The organism is Amorphoplanes digitatis, assembly GCF_014205335.1.
GTDB lineage: Bacteria > Actinomycetota > Actinomycetes > Mycobacteriales > Micromonosporaceae > Actinoplanes > Actinoplanes digitatus.
Window position 1 is genome coordinate 6,283,775 of the sequence record NZ_JACHNH010000001.1, and the last position, 26,255, is coordinate 6,310,029.

A 26,255-nucleotide genomic window follows, 5' to 3' on the forward strand; every position below is an offset into this window, starting at 1 on the left:
CGCGCCGGATTCCGTCCCGGCGTCGTTCCCCGATCCGCAGCCGCCCAGAACCAGCGTCGCCGTCAAGAAGGCGCCGAAAGCGCTGCTCTTGCCGTACTCACAGCCATCCCCGATCGGCACACGCTCAACCTCGCGGAGTGATGTATCCGCGGACACCGGCGGTCCGGCGCCGACGGCCAACCTAGCGTCATCGGCCTGCCATTTGGATCTAGCAAACGACATACTGACCGCTAGTGCTTAGCTGATCGCCTTCCGTAGTCATCGCATACCGGGAGTTGGCTAGACGTCTGAGGAAGGCGCGAGGGCGGCGTCGGCTCGGCGCGCGGAGGTGTCACCGGGTTCTATCCAGCCGCGCTGAGCGGCGATGACGCCGGCCTGGAACCGGCTGCGTGCGTCGAGTCGATCCATCAATTCGGCTGACTTGCGCTTGATGGTGCGCAGGGAGAGGCCCATCTTGCGGGCGATCATCTCGTCGGTGCTGCCGCAGGCGAGGAGTCGGGACAGTTCGCGTAGCTGAGGGTCGAGGTCGGCGTCGTCGCACGCGGGTGCCTGGCCGAGGGGTGTCGCCGTGGACCAGATCTGGGCGAACAATCCGTAGACGGCGGCGACGATGCCCGGCGCGTGCACCTCCTGGGCGCCCTTGCTGCTGTCGGTCGGGTCGATGGGCAGCAGCGCGGTGCGCCGGTCGAAGATGACGAGCAGCATCGGCAGGGTGGGCGCGGTGCGGAGTTCGGCGCCCATTGCGGTCATCCAGACGGCGTACTCGTGCAGCAACGGGTTGTGCCGGTGACTGTCCTGGTAGACGGCGCGGATGGCCACGCCGCGTTCGAGCATCCGCTGGTTGAGTGGCTGGCTGGCGCTCTTGCCCTCAGGGGATTGCGCGGCGTGCGGGTTGAGCGACACGCATTCCACCGTGGTGCGCGCGGCCAGGTCCTCGAGACGGCCGCGGACCGCATCCACGCCGGCCCATTTGGTGATCTGCTCGCGGTCGCGGGTCTCCTCATGCGCGGCGGCAAGGGACATCACTACGGTGCGGGTGGCTTCGAGCTGGCGTTGCTTCTCCTCTACCTCCGCCTCCGCGCGAGCGATCAGCGAGGCGAGGCCGACAGTGGGTCCGATGGTGCGTGGTCTGGCGCCGTCGTTGCCGTGGACGACCAGAGACAGGTCGATGAGTTCGTCGAGCGTGGCTCGGACCGCATCCTCGGGCATGTCTATGTGGGCAGCGAGCTGCGGTAGGTCCAGGTGCGGTGCGCTGAGCATGCCGAGATAGACGAGCTCCGCATCCGCGGAAAGACCGATGGCACTCAACATGGCTTTGCCCCTCCCCCGAGTTACGGCGCAGCGCAACAAGTATGTGGATCAAGACACGCGCGAGCAAGTCCCGAGCCGTGATGTGTCCCGAAGGTGCCACGGCACCTTGGTGCCCGGTCCGATCCATCGACTTCTCTCCGACGGTGCCGCATTGTTGTTTTCAGCAAGGAACGCGACACGGAAAACGAACGGTTCCCGTAGCTGTTCGAGAATTGTCTCGCATCAATCAATGAATGCGTACAGCAGGAGGAGTCTGTCATGAGTAAGGCGATCACCAAGACGGTTTCGGTGGCGGGTCTGACCTTGGCCTCGACGATGCTCACCTTGATCGCGTTGTCCTCGGCGGCGGGTGCCGTGCAGCGGCCCGGCGGTCCCGATCCGGCCGTGACCGTGCTCGCAGGCGGGGCGGAGTGGGGATGAGCGATGCCGGCACTGGATGGATTCTGCTCTGCGGGTTCCGGGTCCACGGTCCGATCCGGTGGCGTGGCGAGGCAGCGAAGCGGGCCATGGCCAGTGAGTTCGCGGCCCGGCTATGGGAACAGTCCACCGAAGAGGACCGGGTGCAGCACATCCGCGTCCGGCCGCCCGATCCGCCCCTGACCGGGCCACCGGACCCTGGCAGTGATCTTCATGAATGTTGGCTGGACGTCGGAATCCTGCTGATGGCCGACAGCGGCGACAAGGCCCGGGCCGTGGGTGCCCGACTCTGCAATGGGGCCCTGGCCTCCAACCCGGACACCGTCGGCTGGGCCTTGCAGCCACTGTTCTAGCCCTATTCGTCTCCCGCACAGGAAAAGGCGATCCCCTTCGAGTCGGGGATCACTCCACCGCGCCATTGAAACGACCGGTCCGCAGCTCTTCAAAGTCAGCCCCTCGAAAGGAACCCACAATGTTGCGACACTCCGCTACCCAGTCTCCCGCACGGCGACGGCTCGGGCGCAAGGTACTGGCCGCCACCATGGTCGCGGTCGGCAGCCTCAGCATGATCGCCAGCCCCGCCGCCGCGGCCCCCAGCCGCCAGAAGATCGTCGACGCGGTCAAGAGCCAGCTCGGCGGCACCGCCTGCAACCCCGGCTACTTCAACAGCTGCGGCATTGCCTGGTGCGCCGAGTTCGCCCGCTGGGGCTGGTCCGAGGGCGGCGTGGCCGACCTGCAAGGCCTGGACTCCTGGGCCCAGTCGTTCAAGACCTATGGGCAGGGCCGCAGCCTCTACCACTCCCGCACCAGCGACTACAACCCTCAGCCCGGTGATGCCATCGTCTTCGACTGGAACCATGACTCCAACGACAGCCACCCCATCGATCACGTCGCCATCGTCACCAGCGCTACCGCTTCCCAGGTCAGAACGATCGGCGGTAACCAGACCTCCCAGAGCAAGGTGAGCCGCTCCAGCTACTCCCGCACCAACACGGACATCATCGGCTACGTCACCCCCGCCGGTCTTGGCGGCGGATCTGAGCCCGAACAGCCGGCCGATGAGCCGATGATCCGCCACAGCGTCACCGGTGACTCCTTCGCTGACCTGGTCGCCCGCACCACCGACGGCACTCTCCTGCTCTACGCCAACAACTTCATCCGCGACGACGGCGTGCCCTACAGCGCCAACCGCCAGATCGGTAGCGGCTGGAACAACTTCGACCAGATCGTGAACGCCGACGTCACCGGCGACGGCTACACCGACCTGGTCGCCCGCAAGCCCGACGGCACGCTGTGGCTCTACTCGAACAACATCGAGCGCGACAACGGCGTCCCGTACTCCAGCGCCAGCTCCCGGCAGATCGGCAGCGGCTGGAACAACTTCGACACCATCATCGGTGCCGACGTCACCGGCGACGGCTTCACGGATCTCGTCGCCCGCAAGCCCGACGGCACCCTGTGGCTGTACGCCAACAACATCGTCCGCGACAACGGCGTCCCCTACAGCGCCGGCCGCCAGATCGGCAGTGGCTGGGGTGGCTTCACCGCCGTCATCGGCGCCGACGTCACCGGCGACGGCTTCACGGATCTGGTCACCCGCAAGGCCGACGGCACCCTGTGGCTGTACTCGAACAACATCGTCCGCGACAACGGCGTCCCGTACAGCAGCGCCAGCCTCCGGCAGATCGGTAGCGGCTGGAACACCCTCGATGTGACCGCCGCCGACGTCACCGGCGACGGCTACACCGACCTGGTCGCCCGCAAGCCCGACGGCACGCTGTGGCTCTACTCGAACAACATCGAGCGCGACAACGGCGTCCCGTACTCCAGCGCCAGCTCCCGGCAGATCGGCAACGGCTGGAACAACTTCAACTCCATCATCTGACAACGCCCGTACGGTTGCCGGGGTCCTCGTCGAGGATCCCGGCAACTGCCGTCCGGACGGTGCCGCACGTGCGGTGGATCTTCGCTCCGCCGACTCGCCGGAGCCGGCACCGCCGGCATTGCCCGGGCACACAACGGGAGAAACACACGAGACCTGCGAGGCGCTCCGGCAGCCGGGCCGCGTCCCTGATTCCGCCGATGGCCTTTCGGAGTGCACAATCGGTCGGCGTTGACAACGGACGACGGGGGCCCGGGCATGAGCTTCGACGGCTTCATCTCGTACAGCCACGCAGCGGACGGCAAGCTGGCGCCGGCGATCCAGCGTGGACTGCACCGGCTCGCGAAGCCCTGGCACAGCCGCCAGGCATTGTGGATTTTCCGCGACCGGACCGGCCTGTCGGTGACGCCTGGGCTGTGGTCGTCGATCCAGAAGGCGCTGGACGGCTCCGAGTGGTTCGTGCTGCTTGCCTCGCCGGCGGCGGCCCGGTCGCCGTGGGTGAATCGGGAGATCGAGTACTGGATCGCGACGAAGCCGGCCGGCCGGATCCTGCCCGTGGTGACCGACGGCGAGTGGCGGTGGGACGCGGAGCGCGGCGACCTGTCCGCGGACTCGACGGCCGTGCCGGACGCGCTGCGTGGCGTCTTCGCCGAGGAGCCGCTCTTCCTCGACCTGCGCTGGGTGCACGACGACCGGAAGCTGAATTTGCGCGACTCCCGCTTCCGGGACGCGATCGCAGAGCTGGCCGCACCCATCCACGGGGTCGGCAAGGACGAGCTGGAGAGCGAGGATCTCCGGCAGCACCGACAGGGCCGCCGGCTGCGCCGGGTGGCAGTGGCGATCGTCGCCCTGCTGACCGCGGTGGCGTCCGGGACCGCCGTGCTAGCGGACCACAACGCCGACCGGGCCACGGCCGCGGCGGTGGAGGCTCAGCGCCAGCAGCAGGACGCCTCACACCAGCGCGGCGAGGCTGAGCGGTACGCCGAGGAGGCCCGCCGCCAGGAGCAGAACGCCCGGGCGCAGGAGGAGAACGCGCACACACAGGAGGCACGGGCACGCGCAGCCACTACCGAGCGCAAGCAGCAGGAGGAACGCGCCCGGGAACAGCAGGCCGCGGCGCAGCGGGCGGCGGCCGAAGCGGAACGGCAGGAGACAGCCGCACGCCGCCAGCAGACGCTGGCGAAACGCGCCCAGGCGCTGGCGCGACAGCAGGAGGCGGTGGCCCGGGAACAACGCGAACTGGCGCGGCAGTCGTCGCGGGAGGCGACAAGCCAGCGGATCATCGCGGAGCAGCAGCAACGTCTCGCCGAGGAGGCCGCCGCGGAGACCGAACGGCAGCGTCGCAACGCCCAGCAACAGCAGCGGATGGCCGAGGAGGCCGCGGCTGAGGCCCGCCGGCAGAAGGCCATCGCCGAGCAGAACGAGCGGAAGGCAGAGGAGGCCGCCGAGGAGGCGCGCCGGCAGGAGGCCAACGCCGAGGAGCAGAAGAAGATCACCACCGGACGACGCCTTATGAATCAGGCGAAAGCGACGATCGACAACGACCCGGTGACGGCGTTGCGGCTGGGAATCGCCGCACAGCGGATCCAGCCGGGCACCGAGGCCCGCACGGAGCTGGCGGGAGTCGTCGCCTCCACCCGCCGGGCCGGCACGATGAACGGCACCTGGTACGCCGCGCACGGGCCCGGCGACGTCATTGCCGTCGTCGAGTCCGATTTCACGGCCGCATTGTGGAGCGTGTCCGACCGGGCGAACCCGGTCCGGCTCGCCCCGCTCGACGGCTTCCTCTTCACCGCCCAGCCCGTCTTCAGCCGGGACGGCCGGATGCTCGTAATCTCCGGCGGCTACGAGCTCGCGCCGCATCTCTTCGACGTGTCCGATCCGGCGCATCCGGTGCTGGTCGGCACCGTGCCCGAGTCGATGGGCAAATGGACCACCTTCAGCCCGGACGGGCAGATGCTCGGCGTCGTCGACTTCGACGGCGTGTGGTCCCTGTGGGACGTGGCCGACCCCGCCCGTCCCGCCCTGCTCACCCGGCAGACCAAGGGATATCCGGCGCCTCTGGGCTTCGGCCCGGACAGCCGTAGCGTGGTGACCGCCGGCGCGCCCGGAACCGTCTGGGACATCACCGACCGCACCCGTCCCACGGAGGTGGGCACGCTGCCCGGCAGTTGGGCGCGGGTCGCCGTCCACCCGCTCCGAGCCCTGCTGGCCACCAACGACCAGGAGGGGAATCTGGCGTTCTGGCACCTGGACGACCCGGCGAAGCCGCAGCGGGACAACACGGCGCCGGCCCGGTCCAACGCCGTGGCGTTCAGCCCGGACGGCCGCACGATGGCCGGCAGCGACGACAACGGGACCGTACGGCTCTGGGACCTGACCGACGCGCCGGTACCCATGCTCGAACTCAACGACCACGGCGGTTCTCAGAGATCGATGTCGTTCAGCTCGGACGGCCGGACGCTGGCCACGGTCGGCGACCTCCGCACGCTGAGCCTGTGGAACGCGGTGGCGCACGGTGAGCCGACGGCGATCGGCCAGGCGAACGGTACCGCCGGACGGACGGTGACGGCGGCCCTCACCCCGGACGGGCGGCGGCTGACCACCGTGCACGCCGACGGGATGGCGACGGTGTGGGACGTCTCGGACCGGGCCCGCCCGGTCGCGCGCGCTACCGTGCGCGTCCGCGACGGGGGCATCGGCATGGCGGCCGTCAGCCCGTCCGGCGGCCTGATCGCCGCGGGCGGGTTGACGGACGGCGCGCGGGTGACGCTCACCGACGTCAGCGACCCGAGCGCGCCGAAAGCAGTCGGCGGGGTGCCCGGCGGGGAACCGGACGGGCGGATGACGTTCAGCCCGGACGGGCGCACGCTCGCACTCGACATCGGGGCGTACACCGTCATGCTCTGGGACGTCACCGAGCCGTCCCGGCCTGACCCGATATCCCACCTGGACGGCGAGGACTGGGTCGAGGCCATCACCTACAGCCCGGACGGAAGCACAGTCGCGGTGGGCGAAGGGCGGTCGGTCGGTCTCTGGGACGTGACCGACCGGACGAAGCCGGTGCGGCGCATGACCCTCAAGGGACACTCCGACGCCGTACTCGCCGCGGCGTTCAGCCCGGACGGGCGCACGCTGGCGACGGGCAGCGCCGACCGGACGGCGGCGGTCTGGAACCTCACCGGCCGAGCCCGCCGGCAGGCGATCCTGACCGGCACCAAAGCCGCGGTGTGGTCGGTGGCGTTCGGGCCGGACGGCCGGACGCTGATCACCGGGTCCAAGGACGGCTCGGTGGTGTTCTGGGACGTGGGAGAGCTGTCCGGGCCGGTCCGGATGACGTCGATGCGGCGCGCCTCGCTGGGGTCGAAGTCGTTGCTGCCGCATCCGGACGGGCGGACACTGACGGCCAGCGGTGGGGAACCTGGGGGCAGGCGCGCCGTGCTGTGGGACTACTCGTCGTTGATCGCGCTGCGGGACGAGCCCGCGGCGGTCGCCTGCGGGGCTGCGGGCGGCGGTTTCATGGCGGACGAATGGGTCGCCTACATCCCGGAGGTGGCATACCAGCCGACCTGCCCGGGGTAGCTCGGCCGGACCCGGCAGTCCGGCCTCCGCGGCGAACGCAGGAAGGCACAACCGAACTGGAAGGCCGCCAGCTGTGATGTCCGGCGGATGGCCGATCGGTCGCGCCAGATCTAGCATGATCTCCATGAGCGACGTCAACGCTGGTGAGCTACCCGAGCCGGCGTTCGTACTGCCGACCATCCCGGCCTCTGCCGGAGCTCTGGTACGTGGCCGCAAGGGCCGATTGCTCATCCTGAAGCCGACGTACAAGGGCGGCTGGACGATCCCGGGCGGGATTGTCGAGATCGGCGAGTCACCCTGGGATGCGTGTCGCCGCGAAACCAAGGAGGAGTGCGGCCTCGACATCACCACGGGGCGGCTTGTGTGCGTGGACTTCCTGCGCCCTCGGCCTGGCCGTCCGGGTGGTATGCGCTTCCTTTTCGACTGCGGCGTGTACGACGACACCGTCCTGGACACGGTGGTCATCCAGCCGGTCGAGATCACCGAAAGCCGGATCCTGCCGATCGACACGGCGCTGCCTCTGCTCAGCGGACCGGTCCGACGCCGGGTACGCGCCGCCTGGAAGACGAAACGGGTGCGCTATCTCGAGGACGGCCGCCCTGTGCCGGGGATCAGCCCTTAGCGGTCGGGAACCGGCGACCGCAATCGAGGAGGAGCGGACGGCACCGGGCTACCAAGATCTCCTCCCTTGGCGGCGTGGAAGGCGTCGTACAGCTGCACCGGGACGTCGACGCTGAAAGGTGGGCTCCTTGTCATGGGCGGCGGGCGGTGGACTGCGCTGTGAGGAGGGTGGTGAGCTCGGCGGCGCCGTCGCCGGAGAGCTGCGGTAGGGCGGCGAGGCGGCCGCAGCAGGCGAGGAGCAGGGCGGCCATGGGGCCTTGGACGGTGGGGCCGTCGCCGGTCGACCACGAGGTGTCGGTGGCGGTGAGCCGGAACCCGGCCATCGCCTTCACCGAGGGCAGCGGCGGCGGCCACCGCATCGACAGCGCCCGGCCGGCGGCGACCGCGGCGGCGTCGGCCGGCATGTCGAGGCTGCGGCCGAGCGGGATGGCGATGTCCTGGCTGTGCACGAGGATGTCGCAGAGGGTTTCCAGGTGGGTGACACCGAAGATGTGCCGCCGTGAGCCGATGGTGGCGCGGATCTCGGCGATGGTCTGCTCGGTGGTCAGGGCGGTGGCGCGTAACCGGGCGGCGTGCGCGGTGGTGCGGTCGATGCTGCCCCGCCACTTGAGCATCTGGGCGAGGACGGCGGCGGGGCCGAGTTGCTGAAGTGTCAGGTGGGCGGCGACGTCGCGGACGGTCCAGCCGGCGCAGAGTGACGGCTGCCGCCACTGGTCGTCGCCGAGATCGGCGAGAAGGTCGCACAGGTTGGCCCGTTGGGTGTCGATGGCCTGCCAAACCTGGTCGGGAGTCATGACGGTACCTCCGTGGACTGTGAACGGATCACGGTGGTGACGAGCGTGGTGATCTGGTCGGTCGGGTCGAAGGTCGGATCAGGGATGGCCAGGTCGTGCAGGACGATGCCGGTGTAGTGGTTCATGATGATCGGCGCGTCGCGCTCGGGGTCGGTCGAACCGGCGACGCGTAGCCAGGTCATGAACCAGGCGTTGACCCGGGCTCCGCCGGCGAGCAGGTGTGCACGCATGGCCGGGCGGATGCCGGCCTCGACCAGGATCGCGTACCGGGCCAGGGTCAGCGTGCGCTGCGGGCCGGTCGCGGTCTTGGCGGCGGCGACGAGCACCTCGGCCAGCTCGTGCGGCGTCGTTGGATACATCCGCATCGCCAGCTCCTCCCACAGTGCCCGCTCGCGGGTGACGAACCGGTCCATCACCGCGTCGAGCAGCGCGTCGCGGGTGCGGAAGTGGTTGGAGGCCGAGCCGGCCGGCAGCCCGGCTTGGGCGTCGACGGCGCGGTGAGTGAGCGCGTGGATGCCGCGATCGCCGAGCACGGTGATCGCGGCGTCGAGGAGCTGCTCACGTCGGGTCGCCATGCTCGCACACTACGCTAGCAGTGGCCTCGACTTCAATAGTCGTACTGGTGACTACGATCGTAGTAATTGGCGTCATGGAGGCCTATCGCGCGGATGTCGCGTTCGACGGCGAGCGGGTGCTGGCGGGGGGCGCCATGGTGCTGGTCCGGGATGGCGTCATCGCCGGCGTGGAACCGGCCGCGGTGGCGGTTCCGAGCGGCCGCCCGGTGACCTGCCTGCCCGGCACCGCGCTGTGCGGGCGCCGCAGGTACCGGACCCGTAGCGCCCGCTCGGCGAGAGCTTGCGAGCCGTCAGCCGTTGTTGTCGATCAGACTGGCGATCTCGTTGTAGATGAGATGTGCCTTTGCGCCCTGGTTGGACGGGCAGCCGCCAAGATGATGCAGCGCGACCACGCGGTGGCTGCTGTTCAGCACCGGCGAGCCCGAGTTGCCACCTGACGTGTCGCAGCTGTAGCTGATGTTATACGTGTTGTAGTTCGCGTTCTTCACGGCGCAGGTCGGGCCGTTCTGGGCGTCCTCGTAGATCGCCACTCGCTTCGCGGTGCCGTCGCCGTGTCCGGGAATGTAGATGCGCGTGCCAGTGCTGGTGGCGGCCGTCGCCAGGTACAGCGTGCCGAACTTCTGGATGTTGGCGAAGTTGTTCACCGAGTACAGGGTGTAGTCCAGCTGATTGGAGCTACCGCTGCTCACCCGGTAGAGGGTGGCGCCGCTGACTTTGGTGCCCGCCCCGGGATTCGCGCCTCCACAGGTGGCGCACTGATAGTCGAACTGCATCTCGCTGCCGCTGACCGCAGCCTGCGTCGAGAAGCAGTGCTTGTTCGTCAGCATCCGGTTGGTGTTGCCGACTCGCCAGGTGGTGCACAGTCCACCACCGCTGATCAGCAGCCGCGCCACGGCCCCGGCGCGGGCGTACTCGGCTGGGTGACTGCTCTGGTAGCAGACCACGTCGCGGCGAGCATCGGTGCTGCAGACGGACATGAGCGAGACGTTGTACTGGGTGATCTCCGCTTGGTCGTAGCCCCGCCAGAAACGGTCAATGGTCACGGCACTCGCGTTGCGAGCGCGGCTGCTGTGCAGGGTCACCACCGCGGTGTCACCCTCCACCGACATCGCCCAGAAGCCCGGCTGCCCGTCGGTGGTGAAGTCAGAGCTGGTGGCCCGGTCAAGGTTTCGGGCGTACCGGTAGCTCTCACGGCCATCAGGGCTCGACACGGTGACAAAGTCGCCGGGGGCCAGTCGGAGCGCACTGACGTGGACCTTGATGTACGTCGCGCCGGGGTGCCGAATGATCTGTGTGCGGTTGCCGCCGTGGTCGGACAGCGAGGCGCTGAGGGTGCGAAGTTCGCCGACGGTGGTGACACCCTCCACCGAGAACTGGTCCGGTTCGGGCGCGCGCACCGAGTCCGGCGCGAGCGGTCGGGCCGATTGCACGTCGGCCTGAGCGGGCGCCGTCGATAGCAGTCCCAGTCCAAGCGCACAGGCCCCGACCAGGACCATCGCCGTCCGAAGCGAGCGCAAAGCATGTGCCATGGTTGTTCCTCCCCAGCAGTAGCACCGGTCGGTGTTTCCGCCTGTCGGAGTCCGACCAAGTTAGCGCCACGCTACGAGCAATACATAGACGCTGGTAGATATCGATCGGCTCATACGACACCGCGCGGTACGGCTGTAGACACCCTCCGCCGAGACCGAACAGGCGGCTATGAAAGTGCTCGGCCATAGCTATCGGACCGAGCCTGCGCGACATCCCCGTGGCTGACGGCTCGGGAGGTCCGACGATCTACGGACGCGGCCGTACTTCGAGGGGATGACTTGCGAGAGGGCAAGGCGGCGGAGTCATACCCCTTCCCGATCGGGGTGTCGCCCGGATCGGGAAGCGTCCGGTGCGGCTTGGAGGCCGCCATCGTCGCGGGTACGGCGGCGACTTCATCACCGACGGCACAATGAGCGGCAACGAGCCCGCGAGCGAGCCGCCGCGGCGACGAGCTCTCGGGCGGTGCCCGCGGTGTGCTCGGTCCACCACTCGGCGAACATGCCGCGGTGGCACCACACTCCAGTCTCGAGCTTCTCGAGGCAGAGCGGGACCAGCCGGCGGTCCGGCACGTCGGCGATGAACCGGCGGCCATACCCGCCACCCGGCCGCGGCCGCCGTCGACAGGCGAATGTGAAGTGGGTCACACCAAGATCCGTTTGGGGTGGTGTGGCGGTTTGGTGCGATTCCCGCTTCGCCCTCTCGGCGCTACGGTGTGCCGTCCAAACGGGGAAGGAAAACCATGAACCTGCTTTTCACGATCGCCAAGAACCGGTGGGCCGCGCTGATCGTCGGCCTCGTACTGCTTCCGCTCGGTCTGTACAACGCGACCTCGACCGGCACGGTCACCTGCGGTAGCCAGGTGATGAGCCAGGGCGACACCTGCGAGACGAGCCGGCGGGGCTCCACGACGGCGCGCTCCTACGACGAGCAGAAGAAGAGCGACACCACCGGCGGCTACATCCTCGCCGGGGTCGGCGGCGTGCTGGTGCTCGTCGGCGCGACTCAGCTCGTGCTGCGTGCCCGCCGCCGCTCCGAGGAGGCCACCGAGGCCGCGCCGGCCGCCACCGTCTGATTGCGACCCCCGGGTAGGCAACCGGCGCCCTACCCGGGGGATCACGCCTCGGCCGCGACGCTCTCTGCGTACGGGGAAATCATGAACGTGATGAGGTTGGCCGCCGCTGTCGGCGTCGGTGCGCTGGTGCTCGCGGGGGTGCGGCGGCAAGGCCGCCGGGACGCCGAAGGCTGCCGTAACCCCGTCGTGAGTAAGCCGGCCGACAACGGCATCGCGGCGCTGCCCGCGGCCAAGGACATCATCGACCTGTCCGGCAAGAAGGCCTGATCGCGTGGAGGTCGCCCGAGGGCGGAATCGATCGCGTCGCGCCGCCGTGTCACGAGCGCACCGGGATAGACGGGCGGCCACCTCGCTCGGGATGCCCTTCAGCGTCCGGAACGCCCGGGTGAAGAAACCGGCGTCGACGAACCACCGATCGCTGGGCGACCGCCGGGTGAGGCGCTCCGCGGACTTCACTGATCAACTCTGCCTGGTCGTCAGATCAGGCAACGCAACGGACTCGATGAAGGTAAGGCCGTGGTAGTGGATGCATCCGGCACGCGCGTTCCGGTCACTCGTGTAGGCCTGCGGGACGGAAATCAAGCGACATCAGCGCCTCGCGTCAGCCCGCTACTGTCGCACTGACCGCACCCGACCGATCGGAGCATGCGCTGCGATGAGCGCCATCGAGGATCCCGAATCAAGCCGTGCGCCTGCCGGTCCGGACCGACCAAGCGACGATCTGGAACACTGGCTGTCGGATCTGCGCACCGAAGTGTCCGCTGACCTGTCTGGATGGATCAACAAGGATCCCGTCGGCGAGCAGCCGAACGACCAAGCGGTTGAGCACAGCCCGCTTATCCCTGGCCAACGCGATACGGACGCCTCCAAACCAAGCAGCGGTGGACGGCACCGTGCCTCGGATTAAGCCACCCAGCCGGACCTCTCATCCCGCGGCGGCGTAGTTGAAGGCGTTGTCCATCTCGATGTCCGGTACGCGCGGTGGACCGGCCGCCAAGTCGCCTCAGCACCTCCGGCCGACAGCGGAGTGACCGCCGTCGAGTGATGGAGGCCGGTGCGGAGCGCCTTCAATCCCGGTGTTGCATCGGGCGCACGTCGGCCGGCGCCCCCGGCAGCCCGCCCGGCGTGGCGCGGTAATCCGGCACCCCCACGCACGTGAAGATCATTGCGTCCAGCGGCGCTCCGAGAAGTGCCGGGATCTCACTGTCGAGGAAGGTCATTCCGGTCGCGCTCGCACCCATCGCGTACGCCAGTAGGTGCAACCGCCCCTCGACCAGCCCGGCAGCCAGCTGCGCAGCCCGGTACTCGCGGTCATCCAGGCTCGCCACCTCAGCCGCAGTGATCACCACAAAGGCCGCGTCCCTGCTCAACCCCTGCTCCAGGCTCACCCGGTAGAGTTCCTCGCGCTGATTGCCCGCATGAACTGCCGTACCGAGATCAGGCCACCGGTACACGCCCGGCGTCACGCCGTCCACGTCGTGCACCGCCACGAACTGCGGCAGGTCGATTCCCCGCATTGCCACCCGCAGACCGGTGGTGAGCACGTTCTTCGGTACCCCGCGGGTCGGGTCCATCCGCCGTTGCGAGCCGCGGGTGAGCACAACCGCCTCGACCGGCTCGGCCCCTGTTTCCGGCACGTCGCCCGGGTCGCCCTCGGGCCACGGCGCACCCAGCACGGTCCTGTCACCGGCCCGCTGCGCGGCCGTTGCCAGCGGAAACTCCACCGGATCTGCGTCGACCTCGCCGCCGACCGCGGGGCCGGTCGGCGTCAACGCGGGCCGCTGCGAGCCCAGTGCGACCACGGCGACCGGCCATTCGTGTACGCCGTCCGCGCCGACCAACTCGGTGACCACCCGGTCGGGGAACGTGGTGTACAGCCGTGCCGGGATCCCCGCGGACTGGGCCAGGGCGAGGGTTTGGGCCAGCATCGTGCCTGCGTCCCAGTAGACGTGCCGGTAGCCGCGCTCGCGATACCGCCAGCCGGTCCGCCAAGGGACGCCGGTGACCACGATCGCCACGCCGCCGCCGCTCGGTGCGGGCGCCACCTGCACCAGGGCGTGACCGGCAGGGTCGTACCAGTGCACGCCGGCCGGAAGCCCCCGATGATCCTCCGGGATGAGCACGTAGAGCTCGAGCGGGAAGCGCCCGCCGGCCGAGCCGGCCGCACGGAACAGGTGAGTGATCCCGTTGCTGCGCGTGGAGGTACGCACGATGCCCGCGGACAGGTGCAGCAGCCGGGCGAGATGCGGCAGGTCGAGGTCGCCGGCGGCAACCTTCGCGGTGCCGGCCAGCACATCGATGGTCGATGCCTCGGTGGACGGCAGGCCACGGGGCAGCTCGAAGCGCGGCAGTTTCCCGGTGTATCGCTTGTAGAACAGCGGGAATTTGTCGAAGTCGTTGGGTTTCAGTTCGACGACAAGACGCGGGTCGGAGATGACGTCGTCCCACTCCCGTCCCGGCTCGTAGGAAGTCAGCCTGTGCAGGATCTGGGTCGCGGTCTCCACTGAGCCAACTGTAGGTGTGTCACGCGTCAAGCGCCGCGGATAACGCGATGGAGCGAGCGACGGCGACCCGGCCCCGGCAATTCGCCTTCCGGGCGGTCTCTCGGCATGACCGAACGCACTCACCTCGGCGGAGGATGCATCACCGGACACGGCCTCCACCGGACGACCCCTACGGGGTCCTCGCCGAGGCGTACCTAGGCAGCGACAGCGAAGTTCGGGACATAACAGAACGTCGCATCGCACGCCCGAGGCGATGGCCGTGCGCCGCTCGGACTCCGTCACCGTGCGGGCCTTCAGCGCGGCCCGGCGCAGCCGCGCCCGGCCGCGGGCCCGGCCGCCGGGCCAGCACGAAGCCGAGCAGCACCCGCGTGCCGATGGCGGCGCTGCGGTTGCCGGCCGCGACGGCCAACTCGTGCTCGTAGAGCTCGCGACGCCGGCCCCGCCGGTCAGCTGGGCGGCCACGACCGAACCGGCTGAGGTGCCGACGAACAGGTCGGCGAGGCCGTGCAGCAGGCCGATCTCCCAGGCGATGCCGGTGACGCCGCCACCGCCCAGCACCAGCGCGCGTTTCTCCATGGACGTCTGTCTACAGCTACCGGCCGTCCCGCGGGTGCGCCAGCGCCCGGGCTCTGGCGCCCGGGAGTTCGGGGAGGTCGAGCTCCGGGAGTCCGGAAAAGTCGAGCTCTGGGAGTTCGGGAAGCTCGAGCTCCGGGATTTCGGGAAGCGCGAGCTCCGGGAGTTCGGGAGGGCCGATTTCTGGGATTTCGGGAAGGTCGAGTTCTGGGAATTCGGGAAGGTCGGGTCTTGGGATTTCGGGAAGGCCGAGTCCTCCTGGGTGTGCGGGACGATCGGGCCTTGGACGTGCAGGAAGGCCAGGTCCTCCTGGGTGTGCGGGACGATCGGGCCTTGGACGTGCGGGAAGGCCAGGTGCTCCTGGGTGTCCAGGAACATCGGGCCTCGGGCGTGCAGGAAGGCCGAGTCCTCCTGGGTGTGCGGGACGGTCCGGCCTTGGACGTGCGGGAAGGCCAGGTACTCCTGGGTGTCCAGGAACGTCGGGCCTCGGGCGTGCAGGAAGGCCGAGTCCTCCTGGGTGTCCAGGAACGTCGGGCCTTGGGAGTTCGGGAAGGCCGAGTCCTCCTGGGTCTGCGGGACGGCCGGGTCCTGGGAGTCCGGAAAGGCCAGTGCTCGGGGGTCCGGGAAGACCGAGTCCTGGGAGTCCGGAAAAGTCGGTACTCGGGGGTCCGGGAAAGCCGAGTCCTGGGAGTTCGACAAGGCCGGCGCCCGGGCGGCCGGGAAGGTCGGCCCCCGGCCAGGTGCCGGCCTTCATGGGCGCGGAGCGGACCGCCGTGATTGGCGCGACGCTGGGACTCGGGCGCGTGTCGGCGGTCGTCGCGGCGTTGGGGCCGGCCGCGGCGCGGGGGCGCGGGGTGGTGGACGGCGCGGGGCTCGGCGCGGATGCGGCGTCGCCCAGCCCGCCGGCACGCGAGGCGCCGGTGGTATCGCGGGCATCGATCATTCGGTCGGTTACGAGCACACTCCACCCGAGGGTCGACAACAGCCCGAACGCACCGATCAGGACGATCTGCCTCCGGAGCCGGTTTCGGCGAGAGTCCTCCGACAAGTACACCGCGCTCGGGTCGTGGTCCGGTGGTGGCGCCTCGGCGGCGGCGTCGTCGTGCACGTTGCGCATGCTTCAGTCCTCTGCGGTCATGGCAAGCGGGCCGGCCCCGCACAACGTCGCAGCGGCAGGCCCTGAGATCTCGGTGGTCCATATTTATCGGACATCAGGGGTTAAAACGGTGATTTCGCCCAGCTTGTCACCTGCTGTGACGCCCCAACAAGGCGTTGGTGTGCGCCGCGTCGAACGTCGGGCGCCGTTCACGCCGGACACGCGGCACCCTCCGGCAGCAATCTGAGCCCATTCGGCCGGCTCTCCTGGGAGGGAGTGGGCAAGTCGGCTGCAACCTCGCCGCCTGCCCAGAAAGCCATGGGTGGCGGCGCGCTGCGCACGCATATGAGCATCCGCGTCCGGGAACGCCGCGACGTCGACCTCCTCCTCGACAAAGCCATGCTCGCCGCCGGCTGGCACGCTCGCTACCCAACGACCGCCCAGACCTCGACCCGCTCTCCCTCGCGGCGCTCGATCGGCGTCCGCAGGCCATCCGGAGAGAGCTCTTCTGATGGCGCTCGACCAGGCGCCCGCCGATGGCCTCACCATTCCGGCAAGTCACCCGCGGGCGCTGGCGCGCCTGACCCGACCGTCCGCGCGGACGTCCGTCCGCTCGCGCGCGTCTGCGCAGATCAGCGCGCGGACGGACGAGCGGACGGATGTCGGCTCAGGGCGCAAGCGGATGTGGCAGGCGGCGAGCGGCGGACAGCCGAAGGAGCAGGCGGTGGCTAGATCAGGAACCGGATCGGTTGCGTAGCCATGAGGCGACCCTGTGGGTACCCGAGGTCGGCGGCGCGATCGACCCCGGCTCCGATGCTCACGATCTGGTCATGGCGCTCTACGGCGGCATGAGCAAAAGTGAACGCAATCGCATCAAGATTCGCGTCCGGTCGGCGATGAAGGCACGGACCGAGCTGGAAGGCCGCTACCTCGGCGGACGGCCGCGCGCTGCGCACGGCCAAGACCGTTCAGCTGATCGACCGTCCGGTGGCGCCGCGAAATGCGGCGCCACCGGACGCGACGAGTTCTCGGGAAGAGGTCAGCTGATGTCGGGGTCCGACTCCCAGGTGGGATCGGTGCAGAAGTGCACTGCCCCGGGCTCGATCTCCGGCATGAACTTGTTGTCCGTCAACACCGTCAGATTCCAGGGGTTGCCCCCACTCGTCGGGCTCCCGACGTTGCACTGACCGAACGGATTGCCGCCGCCGGGAGCGCCAGGCATCCGGGTGAAGCTGTTGAAGTCGCCGCGATTGATCGGACTGGCATCCGGCCAGGCGCCGCCCGCGGGCCCCATCGCCTTCCCGTTGCGGTACAGGTACTGGCTCGGCATGAAGCTGTACTGCACCATCGGCTTGGCGTTCGAGCCGGAGTTGCCGGGTTGGATGGTCTCGGTGGTGCCGTCCGTGCAGGCACGCACATACAGCTCCTGCCAGATGGGTGGGCCCGCGCCGAACATGGAACCGTCGATTCCCCACTTGAAGAACATGTTGTAGATCTCGCCGGCGACCGTCGCCACGTTGTCCGGAACGGCGGCGTCATTGGCCAGCCTCTGGTGGTAGGCCTCCATCGCGGTCGACGGCGTCCGCGTACCGATCATGGGCCGGAACCCGATGACACCGCCGGAGCTGAACAGGCCGACCACGCACCGGCCGCCGGTCTGCACCGGCACGCCGGTCGCGTCGGTGACGATCGGCTTCCAGCCGGCGAAACGGTACGACCGTCCCGGCGCCCGCCCGTCGAGCTGCGGATGTGCCGTGGTGTACATGTGGTCGTACTGGCGCAGGTTCGTGGTCGTGTAGGTGAGATCGGGCAGGGCGATGCCGTAGTCGCTCTGCACGGCCCGCAGATACTCCATGACGAACTTCGGCAGGTGTGTGTCCGCGGTGCGCTGGTGGTAGTCGATGTCGGCGCTGCCGTCGACGATCTTCCCGTCCGGGCCCACCACATAGGTGATCCGCATGCCGCTGCGCAACTTGTACGAGTCGTCGTTCGTGTCGAAATGAGCCGGCTTGTTGGCGCTGGTCGGCCGGTGCCGAAAGTCGTTGGAGAACGACATCCATGCCGGAATGCTGAAGCCGTCCGTGTGGTTCACCGGGTCCGTGCCCGCGGCGGCGACCTCCTGGTCCCAGTTCAGTGCGGCCTGCCGGGTGGCGGGCATGACACAGTCGGCTCGCGGTCCCGCGGTGCAGGCGGGCAGGGCCAGTACGTTGCCGGCGTGCTCGCGCGCCCAGTTGTGCATCGTGGTGTGGTTGCGCAGCGGCGTGTCGACGAACCGGCTGTACAGGTTCATGTCGATGTTCTGGTCCTCGTCGAAGTACGCGATCGCGTCGATGCGCTCCTCGACCGGTCGCCCGGTCACCGGTACGAACGCGACGGCGTCGAACGCGACCGTGCCCAGTCCTCCGCTGCGGTCGTCGCGGGTGACGTTGGAGAGCACCACGTTGGCGTTCGCGCCCAACTGGTAGGTGCCGAGGCTCTTCCAGTGGTTCCAGTGCTCGTGCTGGTTGATCACCTTCTGGCGGACCTCGCCGTTGGCCGTGGTGATGTCGTAGACGGCCGAGCCCGCCGAGGCACCCCCGACCGGGATGTGCGCCTTGACCACGTACGTGCCGGCGGCCAGCGCGTTCGGGGTCCAGGTGCCGGTGACCCGGTGCACCGCGTCGGAGGCCAGCCGGTTGCCGGTCATCCAGGTGTGCCCGCCGAAGCCGGTTGCCACCTGGTGGAAGTCGATCTCACCGATCGGCGCGCCGGAGACAGGATGTCGTCCCACCTCATAGGTGAAGCCGCCGCGAGTCGTCCAGTTCCGGCTCGGGCACCACAGGTTCGCGCTCGGATCGGCCAGATCGTCCACGATCACCGCGTTCGGGCCGAGGTCGGAGTCGCAGGCCGGCTTCCAGGCGTTGACGCCGGCGGGTTCACTCGCCGGCAGCGACGCGCTGAACGGCGTACGCGCACACATCCGCGGGCAGTCGTAGATCGGGCACGGGCCCTGGCACGTCGCCATCTGCACCGGCTCGTGCCACCAGCAGTGGTTGTCGGCCCGCGTACAGAAGTCGTCGTCCTCGCCCGCCGGGTCGTGCGCCGGGTCGCAACGGTTGGTGTTGTCGCAGAACTGCTCGCGCCGCGGGTACGTGATCGGCCGTTCCGCGTCACCATCCGGTCCGGCCTCCGCCGCCTGGTAGGCGCTCTGTCCCCAGGGAATCTGGATGGGTGTTTCGGCCCAGCCCAGGATCCGCTCCTGGTAGGCCCACTCGGACGGGCGCTCCGCGTCGGCGTACGACTCGCGCAGGAACACGCCGCGGCCCGGCGGGTAGTCCGGGTTCATCGGGTTGTTCGTCCAGCCCAGGCCCCAGTTGCCATCCGCGTCCGTGCAGGACGGCCCGGGCGTGCAGCCGGACGTGTTGCCGGTGCTGGCCTGCGGGTTCATCCCGGTGTTGTACGCCCACAGCGCCATGTACCAGTTCTCGAGGTACTGCGGGTCGTTGTTGTTCATCCGCACGCCGGCGGCGCTGAGCTCGTTCCACTTGCGAGCCAGGATGCCGAGGCCGGCCTGGATGTTCTCGGCGTAGTCGATGGCGATCTTGGCCTTGCCGTTGGCCGAGATGCCGGTGTCGGCCGCGGCCATGCCCGTGGTCACCTGCGCGACGCCGTAACCGCAGTCGGCGTTGGCGAAGTCGATGACGTCGATGGTGTAGTGCGAGCCGTAGTAGTCACCGATCAGCGGGTTGCCGCCGGAGCCGCGCAGCGTACGCCAGGAACCGTGGGTGTAGTTGCTCTCCTGCGCCAGCACGCCGTTCATCACCGGGGGCGGAATGCGCCCGCCGTTTGGCTGCAGGCTGGGCACGGGGAAATCGGTGCTCGGGCTGTAGGCGGCGAGCCCGGAGCCGAGGTAATTGGCCGGCCGCGAACGTGAGCCGGTCAGCTGGTTGCGGCTGGCCATCTCGACCGCCCAGCGGGTCTGCTCGGGCGTGGAGCTGTACGCCTGCCGGCGAGGGTCGTTGCGCGCGACGCCGCACTTGGGTGTCAGGCCGGCGAGCGCCCGTTTCGGCGCGGCGGTACCGCCGATCGTGCTCGGCAGCGCCTGGGTGATCGTCGCCGCCCGGCCGACCGGAGCCTCCCAATCCAGCCGGGAGCCGTCAGCGGCGAACAGCGCCGCACCGGACAGGTCCGGGCCCGCATGGTGGTCGCCATGGGCGGCCGGCGGTTCCACCGCGGCCAGCACGACCTTGCCCTGCAGGCTGACGGCCTGCGCCGGCAGGCCCTTCGCGTCCGCACCGGAACGGGCGTATCCGGCGTGTCCGGCGTGCGGGTCCGGCAGGCGGGCAAGCCTGGGGCGGCCGGTTCCGGCGGCGCCGGCCGGGGTGGCGCCCAGCGTCACGTTGGCGCCGCGGCTGCCGGGGAAGAGCTGGACGCCTCCGGCCGGGCCCGCGGCCACCTCGCGCAGCCCGGCGGTGTCCCACCGCTGGACCCGCACGTCGTTCCCGTTGTCGACCAGCAGGTCGGCGCCGGTGGGCGTCGCGGTCAACCGGTACGGCTCTCCGGCGACCCGGGCCACCACGGTGGGCACGGGCTGCCCCTTGGCCACCCGCACCAGGGTGCGCCCGCGCAGCGCCAGGATGCCGGCGCCGCTGGGCACCGGCGAGGTGAGCTGGCCGTTCACGGTGCTCACCAGGCTGACCTCGCCGGTGCCGGCGTCGAGCCGCAGCAGCTCGCTGCGCCGCTGATCACGGTCAAGGTGCCGGAGCAGGGCGACGTCGGACCCGGTGCCGCAGCCGGTGGCGTGGTACTTGAACGCGATGCCCCGCACGGCCGGGCGAACCTTGCCGGTACGGATGTTCACGAGGTACGTCAGTCCGCCGCGATCACGCAGTTCGGGCTTGTTCACGGCCATCCGCGGCGCCACCGTCACGACGACGTGCAGGCCGTCGCCGGTGACGCACTGATAGCCCAGCCAGGTGTCGTCGGTGAAGCCGTTGGGCTGGATCGAGGCCAGCGGCCTCATCGCGTACCGTTCCCGCTCCCGGCCGATCCACAGGTGATAGCCCTCGTTGTCACCCCGGCCGGTGACGATCAGATCCGTACCCTCCCACCAGCGAGGCGACACCAGCGCCAGGTCCCGGGCGGGCGCCTCGCCGCCGGCGTGGGAGCCGTGCGCCGCCGGCGTTGCGGGTTCCGGCGGTTCGGCCGCCGCGGACCGGCCGATCAGGCCGGCCACGGCGACCATCACGGTCGCCGCCATGACGGTACGCAGGACGGCGTGCCGCCCCGCCCACCACTTCGATGTCCGGCGCAGGGCCGGATCCACCTGGATGTCTTCCGCATCACGCATGAAGTTCTCGATTTCTGTTCCGCTGCGTCGCCCAGGACGGTTCGCGCAAAAGCACATTGACACCCGCGACTCGCACAATCGAGGTACTCGACCGGCACTTGACCGGCATTCGCAAAGGCCGGTACGACCGCACGGCGCCGGCGTTGTCCAGCAGCGATGCGCAGGGCACGGCGTCCGGTACGCCCGTGCCTTCATGGGCCCGGCGGACCGGCCGCCACGCCGATCCTTTCGGGCTGCGCTTAAAGGAATTGCCGCCGCGGACCGCCGTGATCCACGCTTCCTGGCACACGCACCTTCCACTGTGGGCGAAGGGAAACCAGGAGAAATGATGAAGACCGTGAAGGTTGGATTGGTCGGACGGGCAGCGATGGCCCTTTTCGCGGGGTTGGCGATGGTGGCCGTGCCGGCGGCGACGCCGGCGCAGGCCGCGGCCTGTACCGCGAATTCCAGTGTCGCCAGCAGGTGGCCCGCCAACATCGGAATCCGGCTGGGCCGCAACTCCTCATGTACGTATTACGCGCGCTTCTCCACCGGTAGCGACGCCGCCTACGGCGCCGGATACAGGTGGTTCTACAAGGTGGAGCGTCTCGAGCTGACCTCGTACGGCTACTTCGTCACCGCGACCCAGTCGGGTTCGACCCTCTGGGGGAGCTACCTCGACAAGAGGACCGGCACGGTCAATGGAAACGCTCCGGGCGGCGCCGAGGACGACCACCGGGCGTGCTTCGGTTCCGGGGACGTGAACGGCTCGGGCCCGTACAGCTGGACCTGCACGGAATGGGCCGGTTACTGATTCGCATAACCCTCTGATCACCAAGTGGGTGGTGTGGGCCGGACCCGTCTCGGGCCCGGCCCACATTTCTTTCCACACCCCATTCAAATGGCTCAGTCGTGCATTCCTGGAGAGGTCTCGATGATTCGTCGTCTAGCCTGCGCGATGGCCGTGGCCGTCGCGGCAGCGCTCATACAGGTCCCGGCTCGCGCCGGCGCCGTACCCACCCCCACCGCACCCTTGTCGCCCACCCCGGCCGGGCCGGCGCGCGCTCCCGACCGGGCGCCGGACGCCGCGAACCGGGTCACCGACCCCGATCGCACGCTGGGCAGAAACTGGCGGACCTCCGCCGACCGGGCCGTCACCACCTCCAGCGACGGCACCGGACTGCACCTGCTCGTCGCCGACGCCGGCGCCGCCTACCGCTGGCGGACGGTGGCGACCCTGCTGGAGCCGGGATTCCCCACCGACCAGTGGATCGGCCAGTACTGCCTCACCGGCTCCGGCCGCCGCGCGGTGGTGGTGTACGCCCCGCGGGAGTTCTCCAACCACGACGAGCTCATGTCCGGCGGCGCCTTCGCAGCCGTGGTCGATCTGCGGACCGGAGCCGTGCACAAACTGCCCGACCGGGTGTCGCTGGCCTACCACAACCCCGGCTGTTCAGCGGGCGAGACCGCCACGCTGTCGCGGCGTGACACCCGCGCCGACGGGACGGCGGAAACCTGGATCGGCGTCGTCGACACCAGGCGCGGCGTGCGTACGACCACCGTGCGCACACCCGGCCAGGTCACCTCGGTCGTGCCGTACCAGGGCGCCCTGGCCGGCGCCAACGGCCGCACGCTGGTGCGCCTGGACACCGCGGGCCGTACGAAGGTTCTGGCCGAGACCGACGGAGTGCCGCACCGCCTGCTCGCCGACGGTGACCAGGCGCTGGCCTTCCAGGTCATGAAGGGCCGCGACGTGGTGCTCAGCCGCTACACGGGCGGCAAGGTGACGGCGGTGCGGCGGGTGCCGTCCGGTGCGGTCCGGCTGCGGCCGGGTGCCGGCGGCAAGGTGTACGCGGTGGGCGACACCGCTCGTACCCGGCTGCGCTCGGGCGTGCCGGGCAGCTGGCGCGCGCTCGACGCCCCCGCGGACAGCGAGGTGTCGACCACCGGTGCGCTGGTGGTGACCAGCGCGGTGACCGGTCGCGAGGCGGCCGGACCGGCCGGCGGCGCTCCGACCGAGCCCGGCGCGCAGCGGGTCGCGATCTCGGCGCGGCTGACCGGCGCGGCCAAGGCGCTGCGCTTCTCCGCGGTTCCGGAGCCGGCCGGCGAGGCACCGGAGGCCCGCTCCGGCGCAAGCGCGGCCGCCGCGGACCCCGTGGTCAACGGGACGACCGCCTACGACATGGACCGTTCCTGCGCCGTGCCGCGCAACGACAGCAACCTGCAGGTCTACCAGCCCACGCCCGAGCAGGTGGAATGGGCCGTGGGCGAGGCCGTGCACAACGAACTGGTCGGCCACCAACGCCCGGCCAACTGGAAGAACAACGGCATGTCCGCCTATACCCCACAGGGTGGGAGCATGTTCCCACCCGTGCCGCTGATCGGCGGCGGCTCGGTTCCGGCGCAGGTGCTGCTGGGCATCCTCGCCCAGGAGTCGAACATGTGGCAGGCCAGCTGGCACATCGTCGACGGTTCCGGCGGCAACCCGTTGACCAGCATGGGCTTCTACGGCATCAGCTCCGGCGACCGGTTGACCGCCCGCAAGATCGACTGGACCAAAACCGACTGCGGGTACGGCGTCGGCCAGGTCACGACGGGCATGCGGAAGGCCGACACGGACACCACCGTCGACGGCATCCACTGGACGTACGACCGGCAGAAGGCGGTCGCGCTGGACTATGCCGTGAACGTCGCCGCGTCCCTGCGGATCCTGCAGACCAAGTGGAACCAGACCCGCAGCAACGGGATCATCGCGAACAACGGCGATCCGCGGTACATCGAGAACTGGTGGTTCGCGCTGTGGGCGTACAACACCGGCTTCTACTCCCCCAACGGTTCGCAGCCGTGGGGCGTCGGGTGGGCGAACAACATCGCCAACACCGACTACCCGATGGACCGGGCCATGTTCCTGACCGAGCCGAGCTCCGTGCCGTACGGCGATCCGCCCCGGACCGACGTGAACGGCTACGACAACGCCAAGCACCCGAACCACTGGTCCTACCCGGAACGGGTGACCGGCTTCGCGTACACGTCGCTGCGCCGCTACGACTACGAGGACAAGTACTGGCGGCAGACCTACAACGAGGCCAACGACCGGGGCAAGCGTGAGGCACAGCCGGCCTACAACGGGTTCTACACGTTCTGCCGCTCCGACGTGAACCAGTGCGATCAGAACCTGCCGCCGAAGGTGCCGGGCAACTACCCGAACACCAAGGCCGGTGCCTGCCAGCGCGACGACCTGAAGTGTTGGTGGCACGCGCCGGTGACCTGGGTGGACTGCGCTCTGAAGTGCGGCGAGGAGAACCGGCGCTACCCCTCCGGGAACTCCGAGCCATCGGCGTACAACATGTATCCGACACCGCGCAACGATGACGGCTCGTGCAAGGTGACCGGCCTGCCGTCGGACGCACGGATCATCGACGACATCGACGTCACCAGCGCGGTGGGGCCGGAAGGGTGCCGGCCGACATACACCAAGGGCGGCAAGTTCGGCCTGCAGTTCGGCTCGATGACCGGGGTGAGCGGCGCGACCATCTTCCCGTCGAAGGTGGACTTCCACCAGAGCTCGCACGGCTTCGGCGGGCACGTCTACTTCGCGCACACGATGCAACCCAGGGACCCCGGCGACAACGTCGACAACGCACCGCTCAAGGTCACCGGCACCTGGACCATCAACCCGACGAATGCGTGGACACGCGTCTTCGTACACATCCCGGATGCCGCCGCCTGGACTCCGCAGGCACGGTACGAGGTCATCCTGCCGGGACAGGACGACAAGCCCCGGCACCGGGTCATGCCCACCCGCTATGAGGGGAACTGGTGGATCCCGCTCGGCGTGTTCGACTTCCGCGGCGACGGTACCCCCAAGGTGCGGTTGACCAACTTCACCCAGGACGGCAGCTACACCTCCGACGTGGCGTTCGACGCGATCGCGGTCCAGGCGCTCAGCGCCAAGCCACGCCACTTCGTCGTGGGACTGGGCGACTCGTTCAGCTCGGGCGAGGGCGCCGGCTACTACTCCCGGGTGACCGACCAGTACGGCGACGACCCCTCCCTGCGCAACGCCTGCCACCGCAGCAGCTATGCGTGGGCGTCCTCGGTCAGGATTCCCGGCGAGCCGCACAACTGGAGCATCGGGCTGCTCGATTCCTCCAGGGATCCGAACATGGACTACCACCTCGCCGCTTGCAGCGGCGCCGTTACCGCCAACGTGATGCTGAGCAGGACGTCGACCGGGGCTCCGGCGCCGGAGCCGCAGTCCAAGGACAAGATCCGCGGAAAGTACGGCGAGCTGACCCAGCTCGACCAGGGCTGGATCGACGAGAACACCACACTCGTGATGCTGACCATCGGCGGTAACGACCTGAAGTGGTCCGACGCGTTGCTGGCGTGCGCGACGGCGGTCGACTGCTCGACACCCGGATTCGTCCGTGAGGGCGATCCCTGGCCGCTCCGTGACATGGTCACCAGCCGGATCCGGGGATCGGTGAAGACCGACACCCAGCGCGTCGTCGCCGAGATCCGGCGGCTGGCACCCAATGCAATGATCATGTTGGCCGGGTATCCGCAGATCTTCACCACCGGCGGGCACTACGACCTGCCGTATTACAACCTGCCGGGCGCGCCGAGCGGCGGTTTCAGCCAGGCCGAGGTCGCCTTCCTCAACGAGATGACCGGCCTGCTGCTCACCACCGTGACAGCCTCGTTCGACCTGGCGGACCGGATCAACGGCGTCGATGTACGCGGCGAGTTCGCCGGACACGAACACGGCGCACCGGCGACCAACGGCATCTACTTCAACGAGCTGTGGGTTCCGGGAGACACGTACTTCCCGGTCGACGATGACGGCGAGCCCAGCGAGTCCTCCAAGAGCCCGCATTCCGGGCATCCCACCATCGCGGGATTCGGCGCGTACGCCCGAGCGATCTCCAACCGCATGGGACCCATCGGATACACCTGGTGACGACGGGTGCGGGCCCGGTCCGACCGG

The 26,255-nt window shown here is 69.3% G+C and carries 17 protein-coding genes; 11 read left to right on the top strand and 6 right to left on the bottom strand.

Features of this window, described 5'->3' with window-relative positions:
• Positions 1-279: 279 nt before the first annotated feature.
• Positions 280-1,311 (bottom strand): helix-turn-helix domain-containing protein, encoded by a 1,032-nt coding sequence (locus BJ971_RS27460; protein ID WP_184996082.1) that lies wholly within the window; start codon positions 1,309-1,311, stop codon positions 280-282.
• A gap of 258 nt (positions 1,312-1,569) precedes the next feature.
• Between BJ971_RS27460 and BJ971_RS27465 the strand changes: the two genes are divergently transcribed.
• The 5 genes from BJ971_RS27465 to BJ971_RS27485 all read left to right on the top strand — a co-directional run bounded on the left by BJ971_RS27465 (position 1,570) and on the right by BJ971_RS27485 (position 7,814).
• On the top strand, positions 1,570-1,731 hold the full coding sequence (locus tag BJ971_RS27465) for a hypothetical protein (protein ID WP_184996083.1): 162 nt from the start codon (positions 1,570-1,572) through the stop codon (positions 1,729-1,731).
• A gap of 86 nt (positions 1,732-1,817) precedes the next feature.
• Entirely contained in the window at positions 1,818-2,081 is a 264-nt protein-coding gene (locus BJ971_RS27470; RefSeq protein ID WP_184996084.1) for a hypothetical protein, read from the top strand.
• A gap of 119 nt (positions 2,082-2,200) precedes the next feature.
• Positions 2,201-3,613: an FG-GAP-like repeat-containing protein gene (locus BJ971_RS27475; RefSeq protein ID WP_184996085.1), complete on the top strand. Its 1,413-nt coding sequence runs from the start codon at positions 2,201-2,203 to the stop codon at positions 3,611-3,613.
• A gap of 255 nt (positions 3,614-3,868) precedes the next feature.
• Positions 3,869-7,192, top strand: coding sequence for a TIR domain-containing protein (locus BJ971_RS27480; RefSeq protein WP_184996086.1), 3,324 nt, complete (start codon positions 3,869-3,871; stop codon positions 7,190-7,192).
• Between the two features lie 124 nt (positions 7,193-7,316).
• Positions 7,317-7,814, top strand: coding sequence for an NUDIX domain-containing protein (locus tag BJ971_RS27485; RefSeq protein WP_184996087.1), 498 nt, complete (start codon positions 7,317-7,319; stop codon positions 7,812-7,814).
• Between the two features lie 130 nt (positions 7,815-7,944).
• Here the strand turns inward: BJ971_RS27485 and BJ971_RS27490 are convergent, their stop codons facing one another.
• From BJ971_RS27490 to BJ971_RS27500, 3 genes are all read right to left on the bottom strand, one after another.
• Positions 7,945-8,607: a maleylpyruvate isomerase family mycothiol-dependent enzyme gene (locus BJ971_RS27490; RefSeq protein WP_184996088.1), complete on the bottom strand. Its 663-nt coding sequence runs from the start codon at positions 8,605-8,607 to the stop codon at positions 7,945-7,947.
• Positions 8,604-9,182: a TetR/AcrR family transcriptional regulator gene (locus BJ971_RS27495; protein WP_184996089.1), complete on the bottom strand. Its 579-nt coding sequence runs from the start codon at positions 9,180-9,182 to the stop codon at positions 8,604-8,606. The genes BJ971_RS27490 and BJ971_RS27495 overlap by 4 nt, the downstream gene beginning before the upstream one ends.
• A 290-nt stretch (positions 9,183-9,472) precedes the next feature.
• The gene (locus tag BJ971_RS27500; RefSeq protein ID WP_184996090.1) at positions 9,473-10,711 is read right to left on the bottom strand and encodes a trypsin-like serine peptidase; all 1,239 of its coding nucleotides are present in this window, start codon (positions 10,709-10,711) and stop codon (positions 9,473-9,475) included.
• A 740-nt stretch (positions 10,712-11,451) separates the two neighbouring features.
• On the opposite strand from BJ971_RS27500, the gene BJ971_RS27505 reads away from it, so the two are divergent.
• From BJ971_RS27505 to BJ971_RS27515, 3 genes are all read left to right on the top strand, one after another.
• A complete protein-coding gene (locus BJ971_RS27505; protein WP_184996091.1) occupies positions 11,452-11,784 on the top strand; it encodes a Trp biosynthesis-associated membrane protein in 333 nt (110 codons plus the stop codon).
• A 90-nt stretch (positions 11,785-11,874) separates the two neighbouring features.
• A complete protein-coding gene (locus tag BJ971_RS27510; protein WP_184996092.1) occupies positions 11,875-12,051 on the top strand; it encodes a hypothetical protein in 177 nt (58 codons plus the stop codon).
• Positions 12,052-12,439: 388 nt separating this feature from the next.
• Entirely contained in the window at positions 12,440-12,691 is a 252-nt protein-coding gene (locus tag BJ971_RS27515) for a hypothetical protein (RefSeq protein WP_184996093.1), read from the top strand.
• Between the two features lie 160 nt (positions 12,692-12,851).
• On the opposite strand, the gene BJ971_RS27520 is transcribed toward BJ971_RS27515, so the two are convergent.
• Positions 12,852-14,288 carry a nitroreductase family protein gene (locus BJ971_RS27520; protein WP_239087430.1) on the bottom strand — a complete coding sequence of 479 codons (1,437 nt, stop codon included), beginning with the start codon at positions 14,286-14,288 and terminating at the stop codon, positions 12,852-12,854.
• Positions 14,289-16,468: 2,180 nt separating this feature from the next.
• On the opposite strand from BJ971_RS27520, the gene BJ971_RS27525 reads away from it, so the two are divergent.
• Positions 16,469-16,714 carry a hypothetical protein gene (locus tag BJ971_RS27525; protein WP_184996094.1) on the top strand — a complete coding sequence of 82 codons (246 nt, stop codon included), beginning with the start codon at positions 16,469-16,471 and terminating at the stop codon, positions 16,712-16,714.
• 282 nt (positions 16,715-16,996) lie between these two features.
• Here the strand turns inward: BJ971_RS27525 and BJ971_RS27530 are convergent, their stop codons facing one another.
• The gene (locus tag BJ971_RS27530; RefSeq protein ID WP_184996095.1) at positions 16,997-21,286 is read right to left on the bottom strand and encodes a golvesin C-terminal-like domain-containing protein; all 4,290 of its coding nucleotides are present in this window, start codon (positions 21,284-21,286) and stop codon (positions 16,997-16,999) included.
• A gap of 328 nt (positions 21,287-21,614) precedes the next feature.
• On the opposite strand from BJ971_RS27530, the gene BJ971_RS27535 reads away from it, so the two are divergent.
• Both BJ971_RS27535 and BJ971_RS27540 read left to right on the top strand, forming a co-directional pair.
• Complete coding sequence (locus tag BJ971_RS27535; protein WP_184996096.1) at positions 21,615-22,079, top strand: hypothetical protein; 465 nt, start codon at positions 21,615-21,617, stop codon at positions 22,077-22,079.
• 120 nt (positions 22,080-22,199) lie between these two features.
• Positions 22,200-26,228 carry an SGNH/GDSL hydrolase family protein gene (locus BJ971_RS27540; RefSeq protein ID WP_184996097.1) on the top strand — a complete coding sequence of 1,343 codons (4,029 nt, stop codon included), beginning with the start codon at positions 22,200-22,202 and terminating at the stop codon, positions 26,226-26,228.
• The last annotated feature ends 27 nt before the right edge of the window (positions 26,229-26,255 follow it).

What these genes read in the sequence shown, in the direction of transcription:
- BJ971_RS27540 (WP_184996097.1), top strand. Translation starts at nt 22,200, where the DNA reads ATGATTCGTCGTCTAGCCTGCGCGATGGCCGTGGCCGTCGCGGCAGCG.
- BJ971_RS27470 (WP_184996084.1), top strand. Translation starts at nt 1,818, where the DNA reads ATGGCCAGTGAGTTCGCGGCCCGGCTATGGGAACAGTCCACCGAAGAG.
- BJ971_RS27480 (WP_184996086.1), top strand. Translation starts at nt 3,869, where the DNA reads ATGAGCTTCGACGGCTTCATCTCGTACAGCCACGCAGCGGACGGCAAG.
- BJ971_RS27505 (WP_184996091.1), top strand. Translation starts at nt 11,452, where the DNA reads ATGAACCTGCTTTTCACGATCGCCAAGAACCGGTGGGCCGCGCTGATC.
- BJ971_RS27530 (WP_184996095.1), bottom strand. Translation starts at nt 21,286, where the DNA reads ATGCGTGATGCGGAAGACATCCAGGTGGATCCGGCCCTGCGCCGGACA.
- BJ971_RS27490 (WP_184996088.1), bottom strand. Translation starts at nt 8,607, where the DNA reads ATGACTCCCGACCAGGTTTGGCAGGCCATCGACACCCAACGGGCCAAC.
- BJ971_RS27485 (WP_184996087.1), top strand. Translation starts at nt 7,317, where the DNA reads ATGAGCGACGTCAACGCTGGTGAGCTACCCGAGCCGGCGTTCGTACTG.
- BJ971_RS27535 (WP_184996096.1), top strand. Translation starts at nt 21,615, where the DNA reads ATGAAGACCGTGAAGGTTGGATTGGTCGGACGGGCAGCGATGGCCCTT.
- BJ971_RS27495 (WP_184996089.1), bottom strand. Translation starts at nt 9,182, where the DNA reads ATGGCGACCCGACGTGAGCAGCTCCTCGACGCCGCGATCACCGTGCTC.
- BJ971_RS27465 (WP_184996083.1), top strand. Translation starts at nt 1,570, where the DNA reads ATGAGTAAGGCGATCACCAAGACGGTTTCGGTGGCGGGTCTGACCTTG.
- BJ971_RS27515 (WP_184996093.1), top strand. Translation starts at nt 12,440, where the DNA reads ATGAGCGCCATCGAGGATCCCGAATCAAGCCGTGCGCCTGCCGGTCCG.
- BJ971_RS27460 (WP_184996082.1), bottom strand. Translation starts at nt 1,311, where the DNA reads ATGTTGAGTGCCATCGGTCTTTCCGCGGATGCGGAGCTCGTCTATCTC.
- BJ971_RS27525 (WP_184996094.1), top strand. Translation starts at nt 16,469, where the DNA reads ATGGCGCTCGACCAGGCGCCCGCCGATGGCCTCACCATTCCGGCAAGT.
- BJ971_RS27510 (WP_184996092.1), top strand. Translation starts at nt 11,875, where the DNA reads ATGAGGTTGGCCGCCGCTGTCGGCGTCGGTGCGCTGGTGCTCGCGGGG.
- BJ971_RS27475 (WP_184996085.1), top strand. Translation starts at nt 2,201, where the DNA reads ATGTTGCGACACTCCGCTACCCAGTCTCCCGCACGGCGACGGCTCGGG.
- BJ971_RS27500 (WP_184996090.1), bottom strand. Translation starts at nt 10,711, where the DNA reads ATGGCACATGCTTTGCGCTCGCTTCGGACGGCGATGGTCCTGGTCGGG.